The organism is Floridaenema flaviceps BLCC-F50 (assembly GCF_041929275.2).
GTDB classification, from domain to species: domain Bacteria; phylum Cyanobacteriota; class Cyanobacteriia; order Cyanobacteriales; family Aerosakkonemataceae; genus Floridanema; species Floridanema flaviceps.
The window spans coordinates 722837-746952 of sequence record NZ_JBHFNR020000002.1 but is presented as its reverse complement, the minus strand read 5'-3'; the positions used below and the strand labels follow the sequence as shown (position 1 = coordinate 746952).

Annotated in this window: 27 protein-coding genes and 1 pseudogene; 17 read left to right on the top strand and 11 right to left on the bottom strand. The window is 40.7% G+C overall.

Annotated elements, in window-relative coordinates:
• Window positions 1-103: 103 nt before the first annotated feature.
• The 3 genes from pckA to rlmD all read right to left on the bottom strand — a co-directional run bounded on the left by pckA (window position 104) and on the right by rlmD (window position 4757).
• The gene (pckA, locus tag ACE1CI_RS23380; protein ID WP_413264226.1) at window positions 104-1777 is read right to left on the bottom strand and encodes a phosphoenolpyruvate carboxykinase (ATP); all 1674 of its coding nucleotides are present in this window, start codon (window positions 1775-1777) and stop codon (window positions 104-106) included.
• Window positions 1778-2423: 646 nt separating this feature from the next.
• The gene (larE, locus tag ACE1CI_RS23375) at window positions 2424-3272 is read right to left on the bottom strand and encodes an ATP-dependent sacrificial sulfur transferase LarE (RefSeq protein WP_413264230.1); all 849 of its coding nucleotides are present in this window, start codon (window positions 3270-3272) and stop codon (window positions 2424-2426) included.
• A gap of 84 nt (window positions 3273-3356) precedes the next feature.
• Window positions 3357-4757: a 23S rRNA (uracil(1939)-C(5))-methyltransferase RlmD gene (rlmD, locus tag ACE1CI_RS23370; RefSeq protein WP_413264227.1), complete on the bottom strand. Its 1401-nt coding sequence runs from the start codon at window positions 4755-4757 to the stop codon at window positions 3357-3359.
• Between the two features lie 155 nt (window positions 4758-4912).
• On the opposite strand from rlmD, the gene ACE1CI_RS23365 reads away from it, so the two are divergent.
• The 6 genes from ACE1CI_RS23365 (at window position 4913) to ACE1CI_RS23340 (ending at window position 8618) form a co-directional block, all read left to right on the top strand.
• Window positions 4913-5398, top strand: a complete 486-nt coding sequence (locus tag ACE1CI_RS23365; protein ID WP_413264228.1) for a bilin-binding protein — start codon at window positions 4913-4915, stop codon at window positions 5396-5398.
• Window positions 5399-5519: 121 nt separating this feature from the next.
• On the top strand, window positions 5520-5699 hold the full coding sequence (locus ACE1CI_RS23360) for a hypothetical protein (RefSeq protein WP_413264229.1): 180 nt from the start codon (window positions 5520-5522) through the stop codon (window positions 5697-5699).
• Window positions 5700-6120: 421 nt separating this feature from the next.
• Complete coding sequence (locus tag ACE1CI_RS23355; RefSeq protein WP_496615737.1) at window positions 6121-6954, top strand: Rpn family recombination-promoting nuclease/putative transposase; 834 nt, start codon at window positions 6121-6123, stop codon at window positions 6952-6954.
• Window positions 6955-7124: 170 nt separating this feature from the next.
• Entirely contained in the window at window positions 7125-7337 is a 213-nt protein-coding gene (locus ACE1CI_RS23350) for a RelB antitoxin-like protein (protein ID WP_413264142.1), read from the top strand.
• Window positions 7331-7705: a type II toxin-antitoxin system VapC family toxin gene (locus tag ACE1CI_RS23345; protein ID WP_459564046.1), complete on the top strand. Its 375-nt coding sequence runs from the start codon at window positions 7331-7333 to the stop codon at window positions 7703-7705. The genes ACE1CI_RS23350 and ACE1CI_RS23345 overlap by 7 nt, the downstream gene beginning before the upstream one ends.
• Window positions 7706-7808: 103 nt before the next feature.
• The gene (locus ACE1CI_RS23340; protein ID WP_496615735.1) at window positions 7809-8618 is read left to right on the top strand and encodes an Rpn family recombination-promoting nuclease/putative transposase; all 810 of its coding nucleotides are present in this window, start codon (window positions 7809-7811) and stop codon (window positions 8616-8618) included.
• A 136-nt stretch (window positions 8619-8754) separates the two neighbouring features.
• On the opposite strand, the gene ACE1CI_RS23335 is transcribed toward ACE1CI_RS23340, so the two are convergent.
• The 4 genes from ACE1CI_RS23335 to ACE1CI_RS23320 all read right to left on the bottom strand — a co-directional run bounded on the left by ACE1CI_RS23335 (window position 8755) and on the right by ACE1CI_RS23320 (window position 10034).
• Complete coding sequence (locus ACE1CI_RS23335; RefSeq protein ID WP_413263313.1) at window positions 8755-8919, bottom strand: hypothetical protein; 165 nt, start codon at window positions 8917-8919, stop codon at window positions 8755-8757.
• Window positions 8920-8993: 74 nt separating this feature from the next.
• Window positions 8994-9374: a hypothetical protein gene (locus ACE1CI_RS23330; protein ID WP_413263314.1), complete on the bottom strand. Its 381-nt coding sequence runs from the start codon at window positions 9372-9374 to the stop codon at window positions 8994-8996.
• A 9-nt stretch (window positions 9375-9383) separates the two neighbouring features.
• A complete protein-coding gene (locus ACE1CI_RS23325; protein ID WP_413263315.1) occupies window positions 9384-9677 on the bottom strand; it encodes a hypothetical protein in 294 nt (97 codons plus the stop codon).
• A 24-nt stretch (window positions 9678-9701) separates the two neighbouring features.
• Window positions 9702-10034, bottom strand: coding sequence for a GIY-YIG nuclease family protein (locus tag ACE1CI_RS23320; protein WP_413263316.1), 333 nt, complete (start codon window positions 10032-10034; stop codon window positions 9702-9704).
• 172 nt (window positions 10035-10206) lie between these two features.
• Between ACE1CI_RS23320 and ACE1CI_RS23315 the strand changes: the two are divergent.
• The 5 genes and pseudogenes from ACE1CI_RS23315 to ACE1CI_RS23295 form a co-directional block, all read left to right on the top strand.
• Window positions 10207-10338, top strand: a pseudogene (locus ACE1CI_RS23315) (XRE family transcriptional regulator); the annotation flags it as partial.
• 241 nt (window positions 10339-10579) lie between these two features.
• Window positions 10580-10822: a hypothetical protein gene (locus tag ACE1CI_RS23310; RefSeq protein WP_413263317.1), complete on the top strand. Its 243-nt coding sequence runs from the start codon at window positions 10580-10582 to the stop codon at window positions 10820-10822.
• Window positions 10815-11075, top strand: coding sequence for a type II toxin-antitoxin system RelE family toxin (locus ACE1CI_RS23305; protein ID WP_413263318.1), 261 nt, complete (start codon window positions 10815-10817; stop codon window positions 11073-11075). The genes ACE1CI_RS23310 and ACE1CI_RS23305 overlap by 8 nt, the downstream gene beginning before the upstream one ends.
• Before the next feature lie 105 nt (window positions 11076-11180).
• Window positions 11181-11459 carry a UPF0175 family protein gene (locus tag ACE1CI_RS23300; RefSeq protein WP_413263319.1) on the top strand — a complete coding sequence of 93 codons (279 nt, stop codon included), beginning with the start codon at window positions 11181-11183 and terminating at the stop codon, window positions 11457-11459.
• Complete coding sequence (locus tag ACE1CI_RS23295; protein WP_413263320.1) at window positions 11456-11947, top strand: PIN domain-containing protein; 492 nt, start codon at window positions 11456-11458, stop codon at window positions 11945-11947. The genes ACE1CI_RS23300 and ACE1CI_RS23295 overlap by 4 nt, the downstream gene beginning before the upstream one ends.
• Window positions 11948-12266: 319 nt before the next feature.
• Here ACE1CI_RS23295 and ACE1CI_RS23290 read toward each other — a convergent pair whose 3' ends face one another.
• The gene (locus ACE1CI_RS23290; protein WP_413263321.1) at window positions 12267-12917 is read right to left on the bottom strand and encodes a hypothetical protein; all 651 of its coding nucleotides are present in this window, start codon (window positions 12915-12917) and stop codon (window positions 12267-12269) included.
• A gap of 272 nt (window positions 12918-13189) precedes the next feature.
• Here ACE1CI_RS23290 and purL point away from each other — a divergent pair, with 272 nt between their 5' ends.
• Together purL and purF are read left to right on the top strand one after the other, a co-directional pair.
• Window positions 13190-15547 (top strand): phosphoribosylformylglycinamidine synthase subunit PurL, encoded by a 2358-nt coding sequence (gene purL, locus ACE1CI_RS23285; RefSeq protein ID WP_413263355.1) that lies wholly within the window; start codon window positions 13190-13192, stop codon window positions 15545-15547.
• A gap of 268 nt (window positions 15548-15815) precedes the next feature.
• Entirely contained in the window at window positions 15816-17297 is a 1482-nt protein-coding gene (purF, locus tag ACE1CI_RS23280) for an amidophosphoribosyltransferase (RefSeq protein WP_413263322.1), read from the top strand.
• 247 nt (window positions 17298-17544) lie between these two features.
• On the opposite strand, the gene ACE1CI_RS23275 is transcribed toward purF, so the two are convergent.
• Window positions 17545-18450: an alpha/beta fold hydrolase gene (locus tag ACE1CI_RS23275; RefSeq protein WP_413263323.1), complete on the bottom strand. Its 906-nt coding sequence runs from the start codon at window positions 18448-18450 to the stop codon at window positions 17545-17547.
• Window positions 18451-19053: 603 nt separating this feature from the next.
• Between ACE1CI_RS23275 and ACE1CI_RS23270 the strand changes: the two genes are divergently transcribed.
• The 4 genes from ACE1CI_RS23270 (at window position 19054) to rpoD (ending at window position 23479) form a co-directional block, all read left to right on the top strand.
• Window positions 19054-19650: a hypothetical protein gene (locus ACE1CI_RS23270; protein WP_496615733.1), complete on the top strand. Its 597-nt coding sequence runs from the start codon at window positions 19054-19056 to the stop codon at window positions 19648-19650.
• Between the two features lie 132 nt (window positions 19651-19782).
• A complete protein-coding gene (locus ACE1CI_RS23265) occupies window positions 19783-20625 on the top strand; it encodes a hypothetical protein (protein WP_413263325.1) in 843 nt (280 codons plus the stop codon).
• Window positions 20626-20711: 86 nt separating this feature from the next.
• Complete coding sequence (locus tag ACE1CI_RS23260; RefSeq protein WP_413263326.1) at window positions 20712-21401, top strand: polysaccharide deacetylase family protein; 690 nt, start codon at window positions 20712-20714, stop codon at window positions 21399-21401.
• A 944-nt stretch (window positions 21402-22345) separates the two neighbouring features.
• A complete protein-coding gene (gene rpoD, locus ACE1CI_RS23255; RefSeq protein ID WP_413263327.1) occupies window positions 22346-23479 on the top strand; it encodes an RNA polymerase sigma factor RpoD in 1134 nt (377 codons plus the stop codon).
• 138 nt (window positions 23480-23617) lie between these two features.
• On the opposite strand, the gene ACE1CI_RS23250 is transcribed toward rpoD, so the two are convergent.
• Both ACE1CI_RS23250 and ACE1CI_RS23245 read right to left on the bottom strand, forming a co-directional pair.
• Entirely contained in the window at window positions 23618-23770 is a 153-nt protein-coding gene (locus ACE1CI_RS23250; RefSeq protein WP_073592551.1) for a CAB/ELIP/HLIP family chlorophyll-binding protein, read from the bottom strand.
• 113 nt (window positions 23771-23883) lie between these two features.
• Complete coding sequence (locus ACE1CI_RS23245) at window positions 23884-24066, bottom strand: CAB/ELIP/HLIP family chlorophyll-binding protein (RefSeq protein WP_413263328.1); 183 nt, start codon at window positions 24064-24066, stop codon at window positions 23884-23886.
• Window positions 24067-24116 lie beyond the last annotated feature (50 nt).

The following is a 24116-nucleotide window of genomic DNA, read 5'->3' as shown; positions in this document are numbered from 1 at the left end:
AAAGCAAATAAATCTCAAATATTTTAGTCCTGTTTAGAGGACTTTCGCTATGAGCCTGGGAATTGATTCCCAGGCGGATTTTGCGACTGGCGCAAGATGTCAGTTAACCTAAACTAGGCGCAGCTTCCAAAATTTCTCTCGGTACTCGTTGGTATTGCTTAAAGTTTTCTACAAACTTCTGCGCCAAAGCTTTCGCTTTTTCTTGATATGCTTCTGGGTCACTCCAAGTTTTAATCGGATCTAAAATATTACTATCTACACCCGGAACTGACTCAGGAACTAAAATTTGGAAAATTGGATGGTGATGGAATTTTACATGATTTAATTCACCACTCAAGGCAGCTGATATCATAGCACGAGTATCTGCGATCGCAATCCGTTTACCCACACCATAAGGCCCACCAGTCCAACCAGTATTTACCAAATAAACATCAGCATTATACTCAATAATTCTGTCGTACAGCATCTCAGCGTAAACAATCGGAGACAGGGGTAAAAATGGCTTACCAAAACAAGAAGAAAATGTCGCTTGCGGTTCAGTAATTCCCCTTTCTGTACCAGCTAAATTACTGGTATAACCAGAAATGAAATGATACATTGCCTGTCTATTTGTTAACTTAGAAATCGGAGGCAAAACACCAAAAGCATCAGCAGTTAAAAAGATCACAGTTTTTGGATGACCACCAAAACCAGGAATTACACAATTCGGAATAAATTCTACAGGATAAGCAGCCCTAGTATTTTCCGTAACGCTGCTATCATTGTAATCAGGAACTCGTTTTTCTGGATCGATCGTCACATTTTCAATTAACGAACCAAAGCGCAAAGCTTCCCAAATTTGCGGTTCATTCTTCTTACAAAGGCGAATAGTTTTAGCATAACATCCACCTTCAAAATTGAAGATTCCTCGCGTTGACCATCCATGTTCATCATCACCGATCAAACGGCGTTTTGGATCGGCAGATAACGTGGTTTTTCCTGTGCCAGAAAGACCGAAAAATAAAGCTGTCTTACCATTTTCATCCATATTTGCCGCACAGTGCATTGGCAAAACATTCCGTTTCGTCATCAAATAATTCATGAATGAAAACACGGATTTTTTCATTTCGCCAGCATAGTGAGTTCCACCAATTAAAACAATTCCTTTCAAGAAATTGACAACAATAAATGCTTCGCTATGAATGCCATCAGTTTCTGGATCGCCTTGTAAACCGGGAACGGAAATTACTGTCACATCTGCATGATGATGCTTAAGTTCTTCTGCTGTTGGTCTAATAAACAATTGATGCACAAATAAATTGTGCCAAGCAAATTCATTTACTACTCTTACACCTAACCGATATTCAGGATCGGCACCAACATAACCGTCAAAAACATATAAATCTTTGCCTTGCATATAAGCAAGTGCTTTCTTGTACAGTTGATCGAATTTCTCTACAGAAATCGGCACATTTACGCCGTTCCAATCAATCTCATCATGAATGCTTGGTTCGTCAACAATAAACTTATCTTTAGGCGATCGACCTGTATACTTACCTGTCTTCACAAACACCGCGCCATTCTCGCCTAAAATACCTTCTTGGCGTGCTAAAGTATGTTCTACTAACTGCGATACTGATAAATTACGATACACATTACCGCAATTTTTAATTCCTAAAGACTCTAACCTAGTGCTTTTTCCATTCTTTGATTCGCCTACTTGGAAAAAGCTGTGTTCCAAACGGCTGATAGCTGACATATTCAGGGAATCTAGGGGGTAAGTTTCTGTGTTCACCATAATTAGGCACCCGCCTTGTAAATTAGGTTTTAACCTAGTACAAAAAGGCAGAAGGCAGAAAGCAGAAGGAAACAAGGTTTATCCAAAGCTTTTTCACTTGTTTGGTGTAGTTATTCCTGTCGCACTGCACTAGTTTTTTTTACCAGGTATTTAGGCTTTCCTATTAACTTTTACCAGAAAGTTTCGGGATAAAGTTACTTATTAAGAAAATTTTGTATATTTTAATACTGTTTTGGAATTTGTAAACAAAATACAACCTAATGAGAGGCGCACTTTTATGCAAAAAACGCATCTACTAATTGTATATCTTACATTATTTTTTTGCCGATAATTCCCTAATGCAATCTAATTGCTGAAAGGGATGATTTATTTGCCAGTTAGTCTTACTTATCCTTCAAAATAGTGATATATTTTTAGTTTGGATTATGTCGGAGATTATACATTTTTACTTTAGTTTAACCAATAATTGAGTAATTGTGTAATTTCTTACTTTATTGAAAGTACTTTAGCTAAAGTTTTTTTACTTTAGTCACCTAACCAACAATTAGTAAAATAACAATCAAAAAAGTAACTAACAAGTTTGTTGTAAGCACTTTAGTGCTTGCTTTGTTAGCGAAGAACACTAAAGTGTTTACAACGAACCTGATTAACTCATCATTAGTTGAGAGGGGGTATTACGATTGCGAATTTCTGGGGAAAGCACTTGATTTAATTTGCCACTGCGATAACCTTCTAAATCCAGAGTTACATAAATAAATCCAAACTCTTGAAAAGCAGTGACTAATTGAGGTAAATCGGTAGTTAAAACAAACTCTTTAATTTGTTCGGGTGCTAATTCAATTTTTGCGGTATCTCCAGTCGATCGCACGCGCAGATTTTGCCACCCCAACTTCCGCAAATAAAGTTCTGCTCTCCCGACTCTTTGTAATTTAGCGATCGTAATTTCTTCCCCATAAGGAAAGCGAGAACTTAAACAAGGTTGAGCAGGTTTATCCCACCAAGGAAGTCCTAAAAATTTAGAAATTTCTCGCACTTCCATTTTCGTAATTCCTACTTCCGCTAAAGGCGATCGCGCACCCCGTTCCTTAGCTGCTTGAATCCCCGGACGATAATCTCTTAAATCATCCGCATTTACCCCATCTACAACATAAGGATAACCCAAACTTAAAGCTAAAGGTTTTAGGGTATCATGCAATTCACTTTTGCAGAAATAACAGCGATTTATTGGGTTAGAAGTGTAATTCGGATTCTCCATTTCATGAGTTTGAATTACTTGATGTGGAATCCCAATTTGTAGTGCTTGAATCTTGGCATCTTCCAAATCTTCTGGTAATAAAGAAGGCGATTGGGCAGTTATAGCCAAAGCGCGATCGCCCAAAACATCATAAGCAACCTTCGCCACCAAAGTACTATCAATTCCTCCCGAATAAGCAATAATCGCCCGATCCATTTGGGCGAAAATTCCTTTCAGTGCTTCTAATTTCTGCTCCAACATAATTCCCAATCTCACTTCAATCATAACTTAAGACCCAGATCCCCGACTTCTTCAAGAAGTCGGGGATCTAAAAGGGATCTAGATTCATTTCACCAAAAAAGCCGCACATTCAACATGAGGAGTTTGGGGAAAGAAATCAGCAGGTTGCACTCTAACTAATTGATAACCACCAGCACACAATATTTTCAGATCGCGTGCCAAAGTCGCAGGTTTACAACTAACATAAACAATCCGACTCGGCTGAATTTGCAACAGAGAATCTAACACAGCGCGATCGCAACCTTTCCTCGGCGGATCTAACAACACAATATCCGGCGTTACTTGCAACTGTGGCAACAAATTTTCTACCTCTCCCACCTGAAAACTAGCATTAGTAATCTGATTCAAAATAACATTCGCCTCAGCTTGTTCCACTGCCTCCCGTTGCACTTCCAAACCAACTACTTGGCGCACCAATTTTGCCAGAGGCAAACTCATCGTACCAATGCCAGAATAAGCATCAACCAAAACCTCATTTCCTTGTAAATTAAGTTGCCCAATAATTTCTTTTAACAGCAACTGGGCCACTTCTGTATTTACTTGGAAAAAGGTATCGGGGCGAATTTGAAACTCTAGATCGGCAAACTTTTCTCGTAAAAAAGCTTTTCCGGCAATACAGCGGGTTTCTTCGCCGAAATTAGCGTTAGTGCGATCGGGATTACGATTCAGCGACACCCCCACCAACTGAGGATAACGCTTCAACCACGCTTCTGCCTGAGCCTCAATACCAGGCAAATCCCAATCCTTCACCACCAAAGTTAACAACATTTCCCCCGTGCGTCGCCCAATCCGCAGCGACAGATAGCGTACTTGCCCCCGATGGTGTTTTTCGTTATAAATGCGCCAACCCCGTGCTTGAATGTCCTGCTTTACCTCACTCAGCAAAGGATTTAACCTAGCATCCTGTACCGGGCATTGATTCAAATTCACAATCTGATGAGATCCCTTTTGGAAATAGCCCGCCTGCACCTTCTGGATAGACGACAAACCCACAGGATAAGTAGATTTATTCCGATACCCCAAAGCCGAATCCCCCGCCAAAACCGCATCCACAGGTGGCTCAGAAATTCCGCCAATCCGTTCCAAAGCTTGAATCACCAAATTCCGCTTTGCTTCCAATTGATACTCATAGTTAATATGCTGCCATTGGCAACCCCCGCATTTATCCGCCACAATGCAGCCAGGGCGGGTACGATGGGCAGAGGGTTCAATAATCTCTTGGAGTTTGCCAAAGGCGTATTGTGGCTTAACGCGGAGTAAGCGGGCGGAAATGCGATCGCCCACCACCGTATCCGGCACAAACACCACCCTCTCCCCAAAACGCCCCACCCCATCCCCCGTATCCGAGAGATCGGTAATCTCAACCTCAACTAACCGCCCCTGTTTCCAAAGGTCATCCAAATTTTCACTACCAGTTTGTAACAAAATGTTTCCAGTTTTAACCATCTTTCCAACTTTAAATTTTAGATTTTCGATTCAATTTCTCCCCATCTCCCCATCTCCCCACCTCCCCACCTCCCCATCTCCCCATCTCCCCATTCCCTTGCGTCCCTTCATATCGGTAAACTACGAAATGGTATCCTCAGACCTTCTAATAAATCATGAGTGTAGTAAGCCAAGTTATTCTCAAAGCCGACGACGAACTCCGTTATCCCAGCACCGGGGAACTGACTGCTATTAAAAACTTTTTTCAAACAGGCTTAGTGCGGACAAACATAGCCGCTACCCTAGCCGAAAATGAAAAAAAGATTGTTCAAGAAGCCAGTAAACAGCTATGGCAGAAACGTCCTGACTTCATTGCGCCCGGTGGCAATGCCTACGGACAACGCGAACGCGCCCTCTGTCTGCGAGACTATGGCTGGTACTTACGCCTAGTTACTTATGGTATTCTCGCTGGTGATAAAGAACCAATTGAAAAAATTGGTTTAATTGGCGCACGCGAAATGTACAACTCTCTCGGTGTACCCGTACCCGGCATGGCAGAAGCCATTCGTTGCCTCAAAAAAGCTTCCTTAGCACTTTTGAGCGATGAAGAAGCCGCCGAAGCCGCACCTTACTTTGATTATCTCATTCAGGGGATGTCTTAATCTTCAGCCTTAGCGTTAGAAGCAAGACCTTACCTTGTTAATTTTAATCTGTTTCCCCACCCTTGTTGGTGTTTCCTAGCTCCAAAAATGTTAGAACACTGACAAAAGGTGGGGAAATTTTATGAGTGAAAACTTAGTGAATTTACGGAAAGTTTTTGACAATAAAAAACCGACAGTTTACTTGTTTGCACTGTCGGCTGATTGTGTGTTCCCTGTCGATGACTCGGCTAGAGTTCAGTTGTTAGTAGTATGGCTGTTTAAAAAAGCTTTGATAGCGATCATAATCATCTTTAACCTGTGATATCGATCACTAACTAAAAGGATTAAATACGTAGGGTAAATTTTTCGCAAGCTGAGTCGATCGCATGGGAAATTTCCAAAGATTTGCTGACACTTATTTCCCTTAAACTTAATTTAAATCATTGCTTAAACCTAATGTGAGAACCGACACAATTTTTTATCAACTATTTCAGACATTCCCTAGTTTACTATCTCAATGTCGCAAGAGGACTCCCGTCACAGTAGGGGTAATTCATGAATTACCCCTACGACTGTGAGATGAATTGCGACCTTTGAACTCAGATTGAGCGTAGCGAATCCTTCATGTTATTGAGTAAAAAGCATAGCGATCGCACTTTTCATGGAGTAGTAAATTCTCAGGCGATCGCATCCTAATTTATGTCAAAATATAATTAACTCCCCCCATATAACAACCAAATTGTGTGAAAACCGACAACATCTTTTATCAGCTATTTCAAACCTTCCCAAATCTACTATTTGAACTCATCGGTCAACCCCCATCAATAGCACAAAATTATACTTTTGTCTCACAAGAAGTCAAAGAACTATCTCGTAGCTTTGATGGTGTATTTTTACCATTAAAAAACACTCCCGACAATCCGATTTATTTTGTAGAAGTGCAGTTTCAACCAAAAGCCGACTTTTACTGGCGCTTCTTTGCCGAAATATTTGTCTACCTGGGTCAATATCAACCTGCTAACGATTGGCGTGCAGTTGCCATATTTGGAAAAAGAAACTTAGATCCTGGAATACCAAGACAATATCGAGGATTACTTGCAGATCAACAAGTAATATTTGTCTATCTTGATGAGTTAATTCAAATACCGGAACCTTCCCTAGCATTGGGCATGGTACAACTAGTAGTGGGAAGCGAAGAAACAGCAGCAACAGTTGAGTTAACTAACCGACTGATGCAGCAAGCAAGGGCACAATTATTGGATGAAGGATTCAAGCAGAAAGTTTTAGAATTGATTGAAAGCGTATTAGTTTACAAGTTTACCGCGTTAAGTCGTCAGGAGTTAGAAGCTATGTTTGGATTAAGCGATTTAAAGCAAACCAGGTTTTATCAAGAAGCAAAGGAAGAAGGTAAAGAAGAAGGCAAATTAGAAGGCAAGTTAGAAGGCAAGTTAGAAACAGTTCCCTTGTTATTGCAGTTAGGTTTGAGTGTTTCAGAAATAGCAGAAAGATTAAGCTTGGATATAGAAGCGGTGAGGCAGGTAGCACAAGCATCTTCTGGGAATTTTCAGCAAGGATGATTTGGCGGGATTTAGAATTGAGCGATATGCCTACGGCACGCTGATGCGATCGCACTCACATTAAGTAATAAATTCATAGGCGATCGCTTTGCCATTTCTTGATTAACAAGCATAGCGATCGCTTTTCACTATAATATAAAAGGAAAATCTTTGCTTTGTAATTTTCAGTTATGCTACCTTTTCGGAAAAAAATTGTCACAGATGAATCAATGAAACCAGTTGCCGTATTGATTGATTATGAAGACTGGCAGAAAATTGAACAACTATTAGCAGAATCTCAATTAACAGAAAAAGAGGATTTTAATATTTCCCAATATGCAGGTGTTATAAAATTAAGTGAAGACCCTTTGCAGTATCAGTACAGAATAAGGGATGAGTGGTAGTGACAAACCCTTTAATTTTGTTAGATACTAACATTGTTTTGTACTACTTGGGTGGTCGTTTAACTAGCCCCTTGCCGTCAGGAAATTATTTTATTTCTGTGATTACAGAGATTGAATTGTTATCTTATCCTAGTCTCACTGCGGACGAAGAGTTACAAATTGGTGATTTTTTAACTAAAATTACTGTAGTTGGGCTAGAGGGAAATATCAAAGAATTAGCGATCGCCTTTCGGAAAAATTACAGCCTGCGGTTGGCTGACGCAATAATTGCAGCAACGGCACAATCTTTAAATGCAGTTTTGTTAACAAATGATCTGAGATTAGCTAATTTAACAGAGATTACAGTACAGTCATTGCCAATATTATAAGTTAGAGCGATCGCACTTTTGATTGAGTAGTAAATTCATTGGCGATCGCATCCTAATTTATGTCAAAATATAATTAACTCCCCCCATATAACAACCAAATTGTGTGAAAACCGACAACATCTTTTATCAGCTATTCCAAACCTTCCCAAATCTACTATTTGAACTCATCGGTCAACCCCCATCAATAGCACAAAATTATACTTTTGTCTCACAAGAAGTCAAAGAACTATCTCGTAGCTTTGATGGTGTATTTTTACCATTAAAAAACACTCCCGACAATCCGATTTATTTTGTAGAAGTGCAGTTTCAACCAAAAGCTGACTTTTACTGGCGCTTCTTTGCCGAAATATTTGTTTACCTGGGTCAATATCAACCTGCTAACGATTGGCGTGCAGTTGCCATATTTGGAAAAAGAAACTTAGATCCTGGAATACCAAGACAATATCGAGGATTACTTGCAGATCAACAAGTAATATTTGTCTATCTTGATGAGTTAATTCAAATACCGGAACCTTCCCTAGCATTGGGCATGGTACAACTAGTAGTGGGAAGCGAAGAAACAGCAGCAACAGTTGAGTTAACTAACCGACTGATGCAGCAAGCAAGGGCACAATTATTGGATGAAGGATTCAAGCAGAAAGTTTTAGAATTGATTGAGAGCGTATTAGTTTACAAGTTTACCGCGTTAAGTCGTCAGGAGTTAGAAGCTATGTTTGGATTAAGCGATTTAAAGCAAACCAGGTTTTATCAAGAAGCAAAGGAAGAAGGTAAAGAAGAAGGCAAGTTAGAGACAGTTCCTCTATTATTGCAGTTAGGTTTGAGTGTTTCAGAAATAGCTGAAAGATTAAGCTTGGATATTGAAGCAGTGAGGCGGGTAGCACAATCATCTTCTGGGAATTTTCAGCAAGGATGATTGGAGCATTTAGAATTGAGCGATATGCCTACGGCACGCTGACGCGATCGCACTTTCATTAAGTAGTAAATTCAAATGCGATCGCTTTGACATTTCTTAATTAACAAGCAGAGCGAGCGCACTTTTCATTGAGTAGTCAATTAACAGGCGATCGCTTTTCCATTTCTTGATTAACGAGCATAGCGATCGCACTCACATTAAGTAATAAATTAAAAGGCGATCGCTTTGACATTTCTTGATTAACAAAACTGCGATCGCACTTTTCATTGAGTAGGAAATTGAAAGGCGATCGCACTTTCATTTCTTCATTAACAAAAAGGCGATCGCACTATTTAAACTGCATTATCATAACGCTGAATACGAGAATTATGAATCCTAGAATTCCTCTTCATAAGATTGATTCATCGCTTCCTTGTTATTCATGGCAGTTTCAATAATAGACTTGAATTCTTTGCAACGTTCCCTAACTCGATTTTCTAACCATGCAAGCATTCCTAATTGGCTGGCATCATTGGCTTTGGCAATTATTCCTATAGTTAAATCTGACATTGATAGGCGTGTCCGATTACAGAGATGCAATAACCTAGCTGTATCATCGGAAGAAACATCCCCATCACCAATGAGAGTTAAATCCATAATTCTTTGTTCATAAGCAACTTTTGTTTCCTGCTCTGTCAAAGTTGCCCGAATCAAAGTTTCATAGAAAGACCCACCAAAAAAGCCTTTTTTTTCTTGACGATCGACTGATAATTTCACAGCTTACTCCTAACGGTAGAATCGACCACCAGCTGACAACAGTTTCCAAATAAACAAAAACATAGAACAAGAGGGATAACACCACCAAATGATTTCCCAATTAACTGGGGTTTTCCCCTGAGACTTATTGAACAGATAAGCTAATCCCAAAAAAACTAGCCCAGTAAAACAGAGAGAGAGAATCCCTGCTACAGTACCGCCAAAACCACCGCCTAGCGTACTTCCCAGGACTATACCAAGGGGTATAGATGTGGGAATCCATCCCAAAAAATACTTGGGAGTAAAAAGTCTGTCTTCAAACATTTTCTTTCTTTTTTAAGTCTTGTGTTAATCTTCAAGTCGCACAGATTCACGTCGTCTGTTACCCCAAGGCATCTCACTACGTATTAGGACAGCTTCTTCAAGCCTTGGTTCGTTTGTTTCTTTATATGCAAAAAATAATTGCCCAGCCGCTCCCGTGTCTAAAAGCATAGCTATTGCCTTGCTCCCATTGCGCCACTTTTTAACATGAGCTTGCAAGCGATCTTTAATACAACTTCTTGACATTCCATAATAGAGAGAATTATCATTTTCTCCCCATATTGCATAAATTCCTTTTAAATTATTGGGAACTTCATTAACATTATCAGGAGTAAATCTTTGAGTAATTGACCAACTCATACCACGCTTCCTTGTATTATTCTTTAGACAATAAAATTCTTAGTCTCCTGGTTGTTTTTCCATCTTGAGACTGTGTGGTTTTACACTATTATCGTATACCCATACGTTTCTCGTATAGAGTCTTCTTAACGAAATTTATAGGATTTTACTGTCCTTTACACGATTTCTTGATATGACGTTTTCCTTGGGCAAGCGTCTTAAAGCTACCCGTGAATCACTTGGTCTGACACAAGAGCAGGTCATCGAACAGCTAGAAAATCGCTACGGTATAATTTTGAGCCAACAAGCTATATCCACCATTGAGAACGGGAAACGCAAGGTAGATGCAGAAAGGGAATTACCTGCATTTGCAGGGATATACGGCAAAACTATTGATTATTTCTACGAAAGCTTACAATTACCCACAACACCTGCATCCACACCCATACCCAAACGCAAGTCAGTTGTTACTATTGACCTGGAAGCATTGACCGATCGCGATAAGCTAGAACTAGCAGCAGAACTGATTCACAACGTCTTACAAGAAACCTAGCTATCGGAAAACAATGGAAACTGAGCAACAAGACATAACATTACTTAAAGAAGCAGAACGTCGATTACATCAGCTTTCCCCAGATCGATTGCGTGTAGCGGTTGACTTTCTCGCTTATTTGCAAGAAAGAGAAGAAAATGAGGCAACAGAAGAACTTTTGAGTATTCCTGGTTTTACAGAAGCGTTCCGCGAAGCTGTAGAGGAAGCAGAAGTAGGGGAAGTTGTGTCTTTCGATCGCATCCGTCGTCATGTATGAACTAACATTAACTCGAAAAGCACAAAAGTTTTACGAACAGGCAGAATTATCATTAGTAGAACGACTAAACCGCTGCTTTGAGCAACTACGGGAAAATCCCTACGAACATCCTAATATTAAGTCCCTTAAAGGTAATTTTGCTGGATGTTTTCGTTATCGAGTTGGTGATTGGCGAATTATTTACAGAATAGATGAAGAAAATCAAATCATTACCATTTTGCTAATTGTACATCGAAGAGAAGCATATCGTTAATATAGTGAGTTGACTGGAGAGAGTTTTTAGCGATCGCGATAAGCTAGAACTAGCAGCAGAACTAATCCACAACGTCCTACAAGAAACTTAGCTAACGGGAAAACAATGGAAACAGAAGTTAAATTCAATTTAGAGATTTCACAAATACCTGAAGCAGTCCGGTTAGAAGCAGAAAAAAAAGCAAAAGAAGCCTACGTAATGACATTATTGCGGCACGCCGATATCAGTGCTGGAAAAGCTGCAAAACTGCTAGGTATAGATAGATGGCAACTTTCCGACTTAATGAGTAAGTACGATATCTCCCCATTTCCAGATCAAACACGCGAAGAATTAGAACGTGAGGTAGAACAAGCGAAACGCATCTTGGAGAAATACAAGAAGTGATAGTTGTTTCTGACACTACACCCTTAAGCGAACTAGCAAAAGTAGGACAACTGAATATTCTTCGAGATGTTTTTGGACAAGTAATTATTCCCCAAGAAGTTTATACAGAAGTAACCACAGGAACACATCCAGCTGTAAGAGAAGTTCCCTTAGCAAGTTGGATCGAAGTGCGCTCAGTTAGTGATTCTCAAAAAATACTTGTTCTTCAAGCAGCTACAGATCTTGACTTAGGCGAATGCGCGGCAATTATACTGGCAGAAGAGTTGGGTGTAGATCAATTATTGCTCGACGATCTGAATGCACGCAGAATAGCACAATCTCGAAATCTACCTGTTATTGGTACAGTTGGTACACTTTTACTTGCCAAAGATGAGGGTTTAATTCCCAATGTCAAAGATATTTTAGACCAACTAATTTCACAAGGCGCACGCATTAGTCAACAAGTTTACCAGAATGCTTTAGCGATCGCACAAGAATTATCACCATAGATCTATACGCCCTCACCGATCGCGATAAGCTAGAACTAGCAGCAGAACTAATCCACAACGTTCTACAAGAAACCTAGCTAACGGGAAAATAATGGAAACTGAGCAACAAGACATAACATTACTTAAAGAAGCAGAACGTCGATTACATCAGCTTTCCCCATACTTAATATTCTTAATATTCAAAGGCTTTTAGTCCATTAAAATGGACTTGAGCTATTAGCCCGGAAATTGATTTCCGGGCGGACTCGCATCGCAGGTGCAAGATCTCAGTTTTAACGATCGCCAATGAACCACAAAACCTCAACCAACCTAATTAAATTTATCTTGCCTCATCCACAGGTTGACTTACAGCATTTCCAATTCCATATCTGCGTTTAATTTCTGCTCTCCACAACTCACTAGAAGGTCTTCTTCCAGTTGCACCAAATCGATCGGTAACGGGAGTGCCAGAACTGTCTATGCCATAACTTCTTTTAATTGCAGCACGCCAACGTTCACTGGCAAATTTGCGTCCCGAACTGCTAAATTTGTTAAATCTATCAGTAACCGGAGTCGGATAATTTCCAATTCCATATCTTCTTTTAATTTCCGCTTGCCATAATGCAGAAGATGGTCTTCTTCCAGTTGCACCAAATAGATCGGTAACCGGAGTCGAATCATTTCCTATCCTAATTCTTCTTCTATTATTATCTGCTTGTGCTACTGAATTTACAGATTTATTAGCTCTATTTCCTACAGTAATTTTTAACGGTCGTCGATAATTAGTATTAAAAGAATTTCTCTTCTCTTGCACTCTATTAACTACTGAATTAGTCCTTTTAGTAGCAGCAGTGCGATAATTATTGCGGTGTCTCTGCTTCGTTGGCGATCGCTGACTTACTCGTTCAGTGTTATAAACCCTAGAACGTGCCTCTGTTGGCAAATTTGACTTGACAATCAATGCCACAGATACCGTTAACACTGATGCCACGATGCCCGCTATAAGTCTACGATTAATCAGATTGCGAAGAGGAAACATCACACTTAGGCTAGAAAAACCTAGACTATTTTACAGAATCAAGTCACCAGCCTCGTGATTTTTTACTAAAATTTTTAAATCGTCGCATAAAGAAAGAAAAATTCTCTTAAATAGATAAATTCTCTGAAGATAAGTTGAAAATTGGTAAAATTTTTCTGCTTTAACCGACTAATGAGCACAATCAATCGATAAAATTGAAGCCTGTGCCTACTGTGCAAGGTTCCATGTTTACTAACACTCCCTTTTCTCCCGAAGAAATCGCCGCCGAAGGTCTAAAACCCGAAGAGTACCAAGAAATCGTTAACCGTCTTGGTCGCCATCCTAACAAAGCAGAGTTAGGAATGTTTGGCGTAATGTGGTCAGAACACTGTTGTTACAAGAACTCCCGACCCTTACTTAAACAGTTTCCCACAAGTGGCGATCGCATCCTCGTTGGCCCAGGAGAAAACGCCGGAGTAGTAGACTTAGGCGACGGACAAAGACTAGCCTTTAAAATCGAATCCCACAACCACCCCTCCGCCGTCGAACCCTTCCAAGGCGCAGCCACAGGCGTTGGCGGCATTCTCCGTGATATCTTTACAATGGGTGCGCGTCCCATAGCCGTGTTAAACTCCCTCCGCTTCGGTTCCTTGGAAGATGCCAGAACTCGGAGAATATTTAGCGGTGTAGTTGCAGGTATTGCGAACTACGGTAACTGCGTCGGAGTACCCACCATTGGCGGCGAAGTTTACTTTGATCCTGCTTATTCGGGAAATCCCTTAGTTAATGCAATGGCAATGGGATTAATGGAAACTGCCGAAATTGTTAAATCTGGTGCAAATGGCATTGGCAATCCCGTGTTATATGTTGGTTCTACCACCGGACGGGATGGCATGGGTGGCGCGAGTTTTGCTAGTGCGGAACTGAGTGATGCTTCAATGGACGATCGCCCTGCCGTGCAAGTAGGCGACCCATTTATGGAAAAATCTTTAATAGAAGCCTGTTTAGAAGCATTCAAAACAGGTGCAGTTGTCGCCGCGCAAGATATGGGTGCAGCGGGAATCACCTGTTCAACTTCCGAAATGGCAGCTAAAGGTGGAGTAGGAATTGAATTAGATTTAGATAAAATTCCCGTCCGCGAAACAGGCATGGTTCCCTACGAATATCTATTATCTGAATCCCAAGAAAGAATGTTATTTGTTGCCCACAAAGGCAGGGAACAAGAATTAATCGATATCTTCCATCGTTGGGGTTTACAAGCAGTTGTTGCCGGAACAGTTATCGAAGAACCTATTGTGAGAATTCTGTTTCAAGGGAAAGTAGCTGCGGAAATTCCAGCGACAGCTTTGGCAGATAATACACCAATTTATCACCGAGAATTGTTACCCGAACCGCCAGAATATGTGCAGAAAGCTTGGGAATGGCAACCTGATTCTCTCCCAGTTTGTACAAGTCAAGGAATTGAAATTTCCGGCAAGTTCCAAACTTGGAATGATATCCTTTTGACTTTGTTAGATACTCCTTCAATTGCTTCTAAACGTTGGGTTTATCGCCAATACGATCATCAAGTTCAGAACAATACAGTTTTGTTCCCTGGTGGTGCCGATGCTGCAGTTGTAAGGGTTCGTCCTTTGGAAGGTGAGGTAAATCCGACAGTTTTAAACAAAGGTGTAGCGGCAACAGTTGACTGTAATTCCCGTTATGTTTACCTTAATCCTTATGAAGGTGCCAAAGCAGTTGTTGCGGAAGCAGCAAGAAACTTAAGTTGTGTTGGTGCCGAACCTGTTGCTGTTACTGATAATCTAAATTTTGGTAGTCCTGAAAAACCTGTAGGTTATTGGCAATTAGCAGAAGCTTGTCGAGGTATTGCGGAAGCTTGCGGCGAGTTTAATACGCCTGTGACTGGTGGAAATGTTTCTCTTTATAATGAAACTCTCGATAGTGAAGGAAATCCGCAACCGATTTACCCAACTCCTGTAATTGGAATGGTGGGAATAATTTCTGATCTTACTAAAGTTTGCGGTCAAGGTTGGCAAAGTGAAGGCGATGTTATCTACCTTTTAGGTTTACCAATAGAATCGAAAGTCGAAAATCCCAAATCACAAATCGTTCTGGGTGCTTCGGAATATTTAGCGGCAATTCATGGGATTGTTGCCGGAAAGCCGCCGGAAGTAGATTATGATTTAGAACGTATTGTGCAAGCTGCTTGTCGAGAAGGTATTCGTCAAGGTTGGGTACGATCGGCTCATGATTGTGCTGAGGGAGGTTTAGCTGTTGCTTTGGCGGAAGCTTGCATCAGCGGTAAGTTAGGTGCCCAAATTAACTTAGAGATTTCTTCAGAACAAACTCAGCGTTGGGATAATCTGCTGTTTGGTGAAGGTGGCGCAAGAATTTTAGTCTCGGTAATGCAAGATCGGGCAGAAATTTGGGAATCCTATTTAAATGAAGCACTAACTAATTATTGGCAAAAAATTGGCAATGTGGAAAAAGCGAATAGCAATTTACGAGTTTTCACGGCTGACAAGGTTGCCTTGATTGACGTTAGCATTACAGTGGCAGGCGATCGCTATTCTCATGCAATTGAACGTCGTTTAGCAGTTTAGTTAACAAGTTCTACTAAACTCGCAAAAGCCTTGTCTTGTCTGATTTCCATCAAGTATAAAACTACCAAAAAAACTATGTGTGAGCAAAATTAACGGGGGCATTTCCCGGAAAACTGCTCTTCGCTGCTAAGTTCAGTTCGCTAGAGCGATCGGCTTTTAACAATGCTATTGTTAAGAAGATATTAAGTTAGGTTAACTCTCGTTAAATTTTTTGCTTTCATAGCCTCTATCTGATTCTCTATCTCAATCTTAGGAGCCAAACCGTAGCATGATTCCCAACCATTCCCTAGACTCTGAAGAGTATCCTGCTGACATCAATCAAAATCGCCCGGATAAGCCCGAAGAAGCTTGTGGCGTTTTTGGGATTTACGCCCCAGGAGAAGATGTCGCCAAACTTACTTACTTTGGGCTGTATGCTTTGCAACACCGAGGTCAAGAATCAGCAGGAATTGCCACCTTTGAAGGCAAACAAGTGCATCTACATAAAGATATGGGGTTGGTTTCTCAAGTCTTCAGTGAATCAATTCTGCATCAACTGACTGGTACTCTAGCCGTCGGACATACTCGCTACTCTACTACAGGTTCGAGTCGGGTGGTTAATGCTCAGCCAGCAGTTGTAGATACTCGTTTAGGGAAGCTTGCTTTAGCACACAATGGTAATCTTGTCAATACAACAGTCTTACGGGAAAGATTACTAGAAAGGGACTGTAACTTAATTACCACAACCGATTCGGAAATGATCGCTCATGCGATCGCAGAAGAAATCAACGAAGGACACGACTGGTTAGAAGGTGCAATCCGAGCTTTTCATCAATGCCAAGGAGCCTTTAGCTTAGTAATTGGCACCCCTCAAGGAATGATGGGAGTCCGTGACCCCAACGGCATTCGTCCCTTAGTTATTGGCACTTTACCCAGTGACCCAGTGCGCTACGTTCTCGCCTCAGAAACCTGCGGATTAGACATTATTGGTGCAGAATACCTGCGAGATGTAGAACCAGGAGAATTAGTTTGGATTACGGAAGCAGGTTTGGCATCCTTCCACTGGACAAAACAACCCCAGCCAAAACTTTGTATCTTTGAAATGATTTATTTTGCTAGGCCCGATAGCATCATGTCCGGCGAAACTTTGTACAGCTATCGGATGCGGATTGGCAGAATATTAGCAACAGAATCAGCATTAGATGCAGACATTGTAATTGGAGTACCAGACTCAGGCGTTCCCGCAGCCATTGGTTTTTCCCAAGCTTCGGGAATCCCTTATGCTGAAGGTTTGATTAAAAACCGTTATGTAGGTCGCACCTTCATTCAACCAACCCAAAAAATGCGGGAAACGGGAATTCGCATGAAACTTAATCCCCTAAAAGATGTTTTGTATGGGAAACGAGTGGTAATTGTTGATGATTCCATCGTCCGGGGAACCACTAGTCGCAAAATAGTTAAAACTTTAAGAGATGCTGGCGCAACTGAAGTTCACATGAGAATTTCTTCACCCCCAGTAACTCACCCTTGCTTTTATGGCATTGATACAGACAATCAAGACCAATTGATTGCTGCTACTAAATCAGTTGGGGAAATTGCCAAACAAATTGATGTTGATTCTTTAGCTTATCTTAGCTGGGAAGGAATGCTCAAAGCTACCGGAGAAGACCCCAAAAACTTCTGTTCTGCTTGCTTTACTGGTAATTATCCAGTAACAGTTCCTGAACCAGTAAAACGTTCTAAACTAATTTTAGAAAAAGCTTTCAGTTAATTGTTCGTTGTGAGGACTTCAGTCCTTCTCTTAGATTAAGAAACCACTGAAGTCATCGCTACGTTAAGTAGTTTGTTGTGAGGACTTCAGTCCTTCTCTTAGATTAAGAAACCACTGAAGTCATCGCTACGTTAAGTAGTTTGTTGTGAGGACTTCAGTCTTTCTCTTAGATTAAGAAACCACTGTTAGCGCTAGTCGTCACAACAGACATTCGGAACGACTGAAGTCGTCACAACAGACATGATGGTTAATTCGCATTAAGTAACCGCAAAAATTTGCGGATTAACCCAATTGTTATTGCTGGAACTTCTAACTGTGGAGTTAAACCTACGTTTTCTAACTCTTGAAAATAACGCACCGAATTGGGGTTTAAATTAGCTAATCTCCTACCCAGTTCTGGCTTACTAAACTGAGACTCTTTCCCCCAAATAAAAGCCGTTGGTATATTCAATTGCGAGATATACAAAGATAAATCAAACGATAAATTCCCTCGGACAAAAGACAGTGCTGCATATTCCGCATTTGGTTGGGAAGCCGATTCTAAATAAGCTGCGACTATTTCTTCATAAACGCGATTACTATCAGCAAATTGCCGTTCTTCTAAAAATGTCCGAATGGCACTTTTATTGGCAATACCAAGGTTGTAAATTAAACTGTCAACTCCTGGTATGCTTAACAGTTGACTAAAAAAATTGCTGACAGAATTTCCGCCAAAATCTGCTAATCCCGATGGTGCAGTCAAAATCAAGCACTTAAATAAACGCGGATTTGTCACCGCCAACCGCATGAGTAAACCAGCAGTTAAAGAAGACGCTACTACTGCTACAGGTTCGGTACAAGTCTGTTCAATAAACTCTGTAATACTTTGTAGATAATCATCAATCTGGTAATTCCTTTGAGGATGATAGGAATTACCCCAACCAATTAAATCTGGTGCTAAAATCCTGTATTCATCTGCAAAAGCGGGATAGACTTTAGACCACTCATAAGCAGAGGAACCGCCGCCAAAGCCATGCAAAAATAAGAGAGTCGGTAAGTCTTCTTTAACAGTCGCGTCTTTAGGTTGCCATAATTCTCCTGCTGCTGTGTAGTAAACCATTTTTCCCAGAGAAGTCATTACTGAACGTAGCTCAAACCCCTGTGGCAAAAACATAAAAACACCTCCTGTTTCTGATTTTTTGATTTTGTGTTTTTCTGCTAATTTCAGTTTGGCAGGGAATTTTAATGATTAACCCTTTTCCTACATGGTAGTGGAAATGGACGATCGCACCGCCAACCACCGCCATTATATTTCTGCCTGACTTTTCTGAACTTTTCTCAAAGGAATTACCCAGAAACTAAACTTTCTGTAAACTTTTTGTAAAATTTCCGGGCAAACAGTGAGGAAATTAGAGGTGCTAAATGCTTGTAGCAAAAGCGATTTACCCATTACTGCCCAGTTCGACTCTACCAAAGGGAAAAGTTGATTTCCTGAGAATCTTAAATAATAATGAAGTATAAACTCTCATCTGTGTCAACTCAGAAATCTGAAGTGGAAAACAAACAAATAAATTATGTGTAGGTTTGTTAGGATTTTCCCAAAATTTTATGAACGAATGTGTAAGTAAATTAGCATCTACCAAAATTAGCAGGAAATAAAGAAAACTTATTGAACGGAATCACTGCTAATTGAATGTTTTATAAAATTCACCATCATCTCACATCTGAGTTTACAGCGCCAACTTAATTGATTGATTACTCATTTAGGTGGAATAAAATGACTAAAAATAGCCTCATGGTTAAGGAATTAGATATTGAACAGAACCAGTTGGAAATATCGGCTGCAATAGAACTGCTGATAGATGAAAAGACTGATGCAGAAATTCATCTGGTTACTGCCCAACGAGATCAAGAAATATCTACACCTGTAACAATTGTGACACCCGCCCAAGTTTACCTGAATTTTGAAGACTTGATGTGTTTTGAAGTTGTCGATCGCCAATTTCAAAAATGGGGTGTAATATTTAATAATTGCATAGCTATTCGTCCCTCCAATCCAGCTTATCCAGCAAACTCTGGCAGTACAGTCTTAATGGGAGCACCCAAGAGTGGATGGCTAGAAGCTGTGTTTTACCACCCGGTTAAAACTGTCAGTGCTGTTGTCACTACTTCTCAGAAGTTGGTATTAGCAGCTTATAACCAAGATAATCAACTGCTCAAAGAAGTAGAGATTTCCGAGCCAAATTTAGCTGGTTATGACTCTTCAATTCCACCAAACGAATTACTGAGTGTTACCGCCGCAGATATTTATAGAGTTACCTACTGTGCTTTTGATGGTCAATTTACTTTGGATGACTTTAAGTTTCAGCTGTAGCTGAAATTATCCTGAGAGACTTGAATTAAGTTTAGCCAAGTTTTGTGTAGCAGCAGATGCTATTGTTTCTATAAGTCGGTGTGGAGTGATTCTCCACATCACAAGAACTTTATTATCTGGCAGGTAAGAAAGGTGGCACAGGCTTCCTCTTGGTGGCAAGATGTAGTTAATCAACTCCCCAACTCGTTGTTTGTGGAGTTCCAAAGCCAAAGTAGAACTTTCAAATTTTTCTCTGGTAAACAGTCAAGTAGTTCGAGATACTTACTGTTAGGTTTGATTGTGGCGATGACGATCATATTTAGCAACAGGAGGTTGTTCGGAGCAACCAGCATCGGTGTGGTAACGATGTGGTTAGTTTATCGGCTACAATCGGGCAATTGGCAGTCTTATTGGTCTTCCTTGCGCCAATTATTGACAGGTGCAAATAGTCAGTTGGCAGTAGCGGTAATTAGCGGTGGATTTGCTACGCTGTTTAGTTATGTGGCGATCGCGATCGGTACTCAAACTCAAAGCTCTTGGATTAGTCTTGCTATATTGCTCCAAGCTCTAGGGACTCTAGCAATTTTAGGACTACTGGTTTGGCAAATCCTGGCCCAGCAAACAAAACCAGACCAAGCCAAGCTTGACCAAATGCTAGCAGATTTAACTCATGCAGACCCTTTAAAACGTTTAATTGCCGTTCGCTATTTAACTAGTTCCGTCGAACGATCTGATTTTAATCACAAAATCTGGATTGCTGATTATTTTCGGCTCATGTTGAATCAGGAACAAGAAGCAATCATTCGTGATGCCATTCTCGACGGCTTAAATCTATGGGAAAATTATCCCAAATTGGGTGAAGCTACCGCCCCTTTCTCAATGCCAGTCAATGTAAAACGCCATGACGTGAAGGCGAGAAAGCTCCAGGGGCAGAGGGGCAGAGGGGCAGAGGGGCAGAGGGGCAGGGGAGCAGGGGAGTTTTTCCCTAACCCCTAACCCCTAACCCCTAACCCCTAACCCTAGTCCCCAAAATCAGGATTTTTATTGCTAATTTAAACTTAGGTGTTGTTTCATCTTGTTTAATGCAACTGGCTCCTGTTTTTCCGATTTTATATCGTATTTTGCAACCTACCTTTCCCTCTTGTCTGTGGTCGGGAAGCGTTCAAGAACCGATGGTGGCTTTAACTTTTGATGATGGCCCCCATCCTCAGTATACGCCTCAGTTATTGTCCGTTTTAGATAAGTATGAGATTCCTGCCAGTTTTTTCTGGTTGGGTGTTTGTGTGGAAAGGTCGCCAGAGGTAGCGAAAGCAGTTTATCAGCGAGGACACTGGGTAGGTTTACATGGGTATAATCACCAGATGTTTACTAGCTTCACTTCGCCAATTTTAAAGCAGAATTTGGCAAAGACACAGTTAGCGATCGCTCAAGCTTGTGCGTTAGATTGGGACTACGTTCAAACTCATGTTAGAGATGTTCGCCCTCCTAATGGTGTTTTTACACCCCAGATTTTAAAATCTTTACAAAGCTGGAATTATCGCCCAGTAATGTGGAGTGTAGTTCCTGAAGATTGGGTACTACCTGGAGTCCCTGTTGTAGTACAAAGAGTATTATCTCAAGTGCAAAATGGTGCGCTGATTGTGTTACATGATGGATTTTTTGGTGGTGCTGATGTCGCCCAAACCACAGACCTAATTGTGAAAAAATTGCTCCAGCGCGGGTTTAAGTTTGTTACAGTGGAGCAGCTTTGGCAACTTAGTGGAGTAGTTTAATTAACCTATGTTAACGAATATTCACACAATTACCGCGTGCGATCGGAGAAATGTAAAGTTCTGGTAAATTTATTTAGCCAACTAGCTGTCATTTCACATCAGAGTTAATTAGAATGACAGAGTGTAGATTAGTCATTTGTCAAGACTACTACGGCTGAAACTTAGTACTTTGATGTCAACAGAGTTTCCGTGACTTAAATTTAAGGATGCTTTGATCTAAAGTCACTTCTGCGGTACTAAGCTTTTGTGGCTACTGTGGTAGCTCCTAGTTAGGTGAGACGAAAAACTTATTTAACCAGATTCCACTTACATCAGGAATCATTAGCGACCAAATCATCTAAAAAGCCACAAAATCCAGCAAAATGGTCTAACATGACCAATGGCAATAGAAACTACCAAATTAGTTCAACTAAACTAGCTGAAAATGGGTGCAATACTTTACGTAGGCTTATTCGCAACTCTAAGGACAAAAACCAATTGGTTAGCGTCCAGCCTATTGTCTAAAATTTTGTGGGGAAAGTTCACCTGAACTGTCTATCCAGCAAGAAAGCAGGTGAAATTATACCCTAAAAAAGCAGAATAATTTCGATGTTTAGCATCTTTAGGCAAAAGCCGATGCAACCATAAACTTTCCCTAATTTTCCAGTGGAATGGAGACATCGAAAAACTGCATGGATAAAAGCAAAAACTGCTGGCAATTTTTGTGAGAAAGGCTACAATCGTAAAGATCTTGACAAGACCCAACAATAAATTCAGCCACTTACGCTTCCGATAAACGCTTAAGTTTTAACTGCGAAGCATAGTGTTTTTCCCCTAACCAGTTACTTAATAATTAAGCTTTTAATGCTTGTTTGTCTTTTACTGGTTAATATGTTGGGAGATTGATTGCATCATGATGTTTAGTTGTTGATTTTGTTAACCCAAAGGAGCATGAGGAACGCGGCATGACCCAGGCTAACAACGTACTTGAAAACCTGCAACCCCCTACGCTTGAAGAACTAGCATTCTTCGCAGAAGAAGTGGAAGATGCGGATCAAGACGAGTTTTTAGAAGATGTGTCCCCGGAAGAAGACGATGGAAAGCCTGGTAAGGTACGCTCTAACCGTCGTCGAGCGCAAACTAAGAAAAAGCATTATACAGAAGACTCTATTCGCCTGTATTTGCAAGAAATTGGTCGGATTAGACTGTTACGGGCGGATGAAGAAATCGAATTGGCCAGAAAAATTGCTGATTTGTTGGAATTGGAACGGATTCGAGAGAATTTGTCCGATCGGTTAGAACGTGACCCCCACGATCGAGAGTGGGCGGAAGCGGTAAATATGCAGTTGCCTGCGTTCCGTCATCGCCTCCATTTGGGGCGACGTGCGAAGGACAAAATGGTGCAGTCCAACCTACGTTTAGTAGTTTCGATCGCTAAAAAATACATGAATCGCGGGCTGTCTTTCCAAGATTTAATTCAGGAAGGTAGCTTAGGTTTAATTCGGGCAGCTGAAAAATTCGATCACGAAAAAGGCTATAAGTTCTCTACTTATGCGACTTGGTGGATTCGTCAGGCAATTACCAGAGCAATTGCCGATCAATCTCGTACCATTCGTTTGCCTGTTCACTTGTACGAAACCATTTCCCGCATTAAGAAAACTACCAAGTTGTTGTCGCAAGAAATGGGTCGCAAACCTACTGAAGAGGAAATTGCTACTCGCATGGAAATGACCATCGAGAAGCTGCGATTCATTGCTAAATCTGCTCAATTACCTATTTCCCTAGAAACCCCCATCGGTAAAGAAGAAGATTCTCGATTGGGGGATTTTATTGAGTCGGATGGCGAAACACCAGAAGACCAAGTTTCTAAGAATTTGCTGCGCGAAGATTTGGAAAGTGTTTTAGATACTCTTAGTCCAAGAGAACGAGATGTTTTACGTCTGCGTTATGGTTTGGATGATGGGAGAATGAAGACTCTCGAAGAAATCGGGCAAATTTTCAACGTGACTCGCGAACGAATTCGTCAGATTGAGGCTAAGGCTTTACGGAAGCTGCGTCATCCGAATCGCAACAGTATTCTTAAAGAATATATTCGTTAGCAACTTTTTTACCATACTTTGAGCAGGTTCCAGTAGCGATCGCTATTGGAGCTTTTGTTTATGCCAAAAAATAGGGAGCCTTTTCACTCCCTATAAACTGTTCGTTTCAGATTGTCAGAGGTAAAAAGAATCGAAAAATTACAGCAAACCTAAGAAATGCAGAACACCTTGACCGGAAACTAGCTCAGTAATTACAGCAGCAATAAAACCAATCATTGCTAACCGACCGTTCCAATTTTCAGCTTGAGGTGTGAAGCCGAATTTAACATCGTTGCGATTTTCACCTTGCATAGTCCCAACTCCGTAAATGAAGTTTTATTAAGTCCTGTAAATTAATGTAACTGATGCTTAACCAAAATGCAACTATTAGCCTAGACCGAAAGACGGAGACGTACTGCTGAAAATTACAACAAACCCCAAAAATGGAGAACTCCTTGATGAGAAAATAGTTCAATTAATACTACGGCTGCGAAACCTATCATTGCTAAACGACCATTCCAAATTTCTGCTTGGGGAGTAAAACCCGTTTTCCAGGCGTTGCGTTCTTGAGGCTCGGTAATTGGTGTTACTTGGGTGGTGTCTTGCATCTTGAAAACTCCCAAAAAGTATGAATTAATGTAAAGAGCTATTAAATAAT

Bases quoted from the DNA above. Each gene is read 5' to 3' on its own strand.
- pckA (WP_413264226.1), bottom strand. From the start codon at position 1,777: ATGGTGAACACAGAAACTTACCCCCTAGATTCCCTGAATATGTCAGCT.
- larE (WP_413264230.1), bottom strand. From the start codon at position 3,272: ATGTTGGAGCAGAAATTAGAAGCACTGAAAGGAATTTTCGCCCAAATG.
- rlmD (WP_413264227.1), bottom strand. From the start codon at position 4,757: ATGGTTAAAACTGGAAACATTTTGTTACAAACTGGTAGTGAAAATTTG.
- ACE1CI_RS23365 (WP_413264228.1), top strand. From the start codon at position 4,913: ATGAGTGTAGTAAGCCAAGTTATTCTCAAAGCCGACGACGAACTCCGT.
- ACE1CI_RS23360 (WP_413264229.1), top strand. From the start codon at position 5,520: ATGAGTGAAAACTTAGTGAATTTACGGAAAGTTTTTGACAATAAAAAA.
- ACE1CI_RS23350 (WP_413264142.1), top strand. From the start codon at position 7,125: ATGCTACCTTTTCGGAAAAAAATTGTCACAGATGAATCAATGAAACCA.
- ACE1CI_RS23335 (WP_413263313.1), bottom strand. From the start codon at position 8,919: ATGAAAGTGCGATCGCCTTTCAATTTCCTACTCAATGAAAAGTGCGAT.
- ACE1CI_RS23325 (WP_413263315.1), bottom strand. From the start codon at position 9,677: ATGTTTGAAGACAGACTTTTTACTCCCAAGTATTTTTTGGGATGGATT.
- ACE1CI_RS23320 (WP_413263316.1), bottom strand. From the start codon at position 10,034: ATGAGTTGGTCAATTACTCAAAGATTTACTCCTGATAATGTTAATGAA.
- ACE1CI_RS23310 (WP_413263317.1), top strand. From the start codon at position 10,580: ATGGAAACTGAGCAACAAGACATAACATTACTTAAAGAAGCAGAACGT.
- ACE1CI_RS23305 (WP_413263318.1), top strand. From the start codon at position 10,815: ATGTATGAACTAACATTAACTCGAAAAGCACAAAAGTTTTACGAACAG.
- ACE1CI_RS23300 (WP_413263319.1), top strand. From the start codon at position 11,181: ATGGAAACAGAAGTTAAATTCAATTTAGAGATTTCACAAATACCTGAA.
- purL (WP_413263355.1), top strand. From the start codon at position 13,190: ATGTTTACTAACACTCCCTTTTCTCCCGAAGAAATCGCCGCCGAAGGT.
- purF (WP_413263322.1), top strand. From the start codon at position 15,816: ATGATTCCCAACCATTCCCTAGACTCTGAAGAGTATCCTGCTGACATC.
- ACE1CI_RS23275 (WP_413263323.1), bottom strand. From the start codon at position 18,450: ATGTTTTTGCCACAGGGGTTTGAGCTACGTTCAGTAATGACTTCTCTG.
- ACE1CI_RS23270 (WP_496615733.1), top strand. From the start codon at position 19,054: ATGACTAAAAATAGCCTCATGGTTAAGGAATTAGATATTGAACAGAAC.
- ACE1CI_RS23260 (WP_413263326.1), top strand. From the start codon at position 20,712: ATGCAACTGGCTCCTGTTTTTCCGATTTTATATCGTATTTTGCAACCT.
- rpoD (WP_413263327.1), top strand. From the start codon at position 22,346: ATGACCCAGGCTAACAACGTACTTGAAAACCTGCAACCCCCTACGCTT.
- ACE1CI_RS23250 (WP_073592551.1), bottom strand. From the start codon at position 23,770: ATGCAAGGTGAAAATCGCAACGATGTTAAATTCGGCTTCACACCTCAA.
- ACE1CI_RS23245 (WP_413263328.1), bottom strand. From the start codon at position 24,066: ATGCAAGACACCACCCAAGTAACACCAATTACCGAGCCTCAAGAACGC.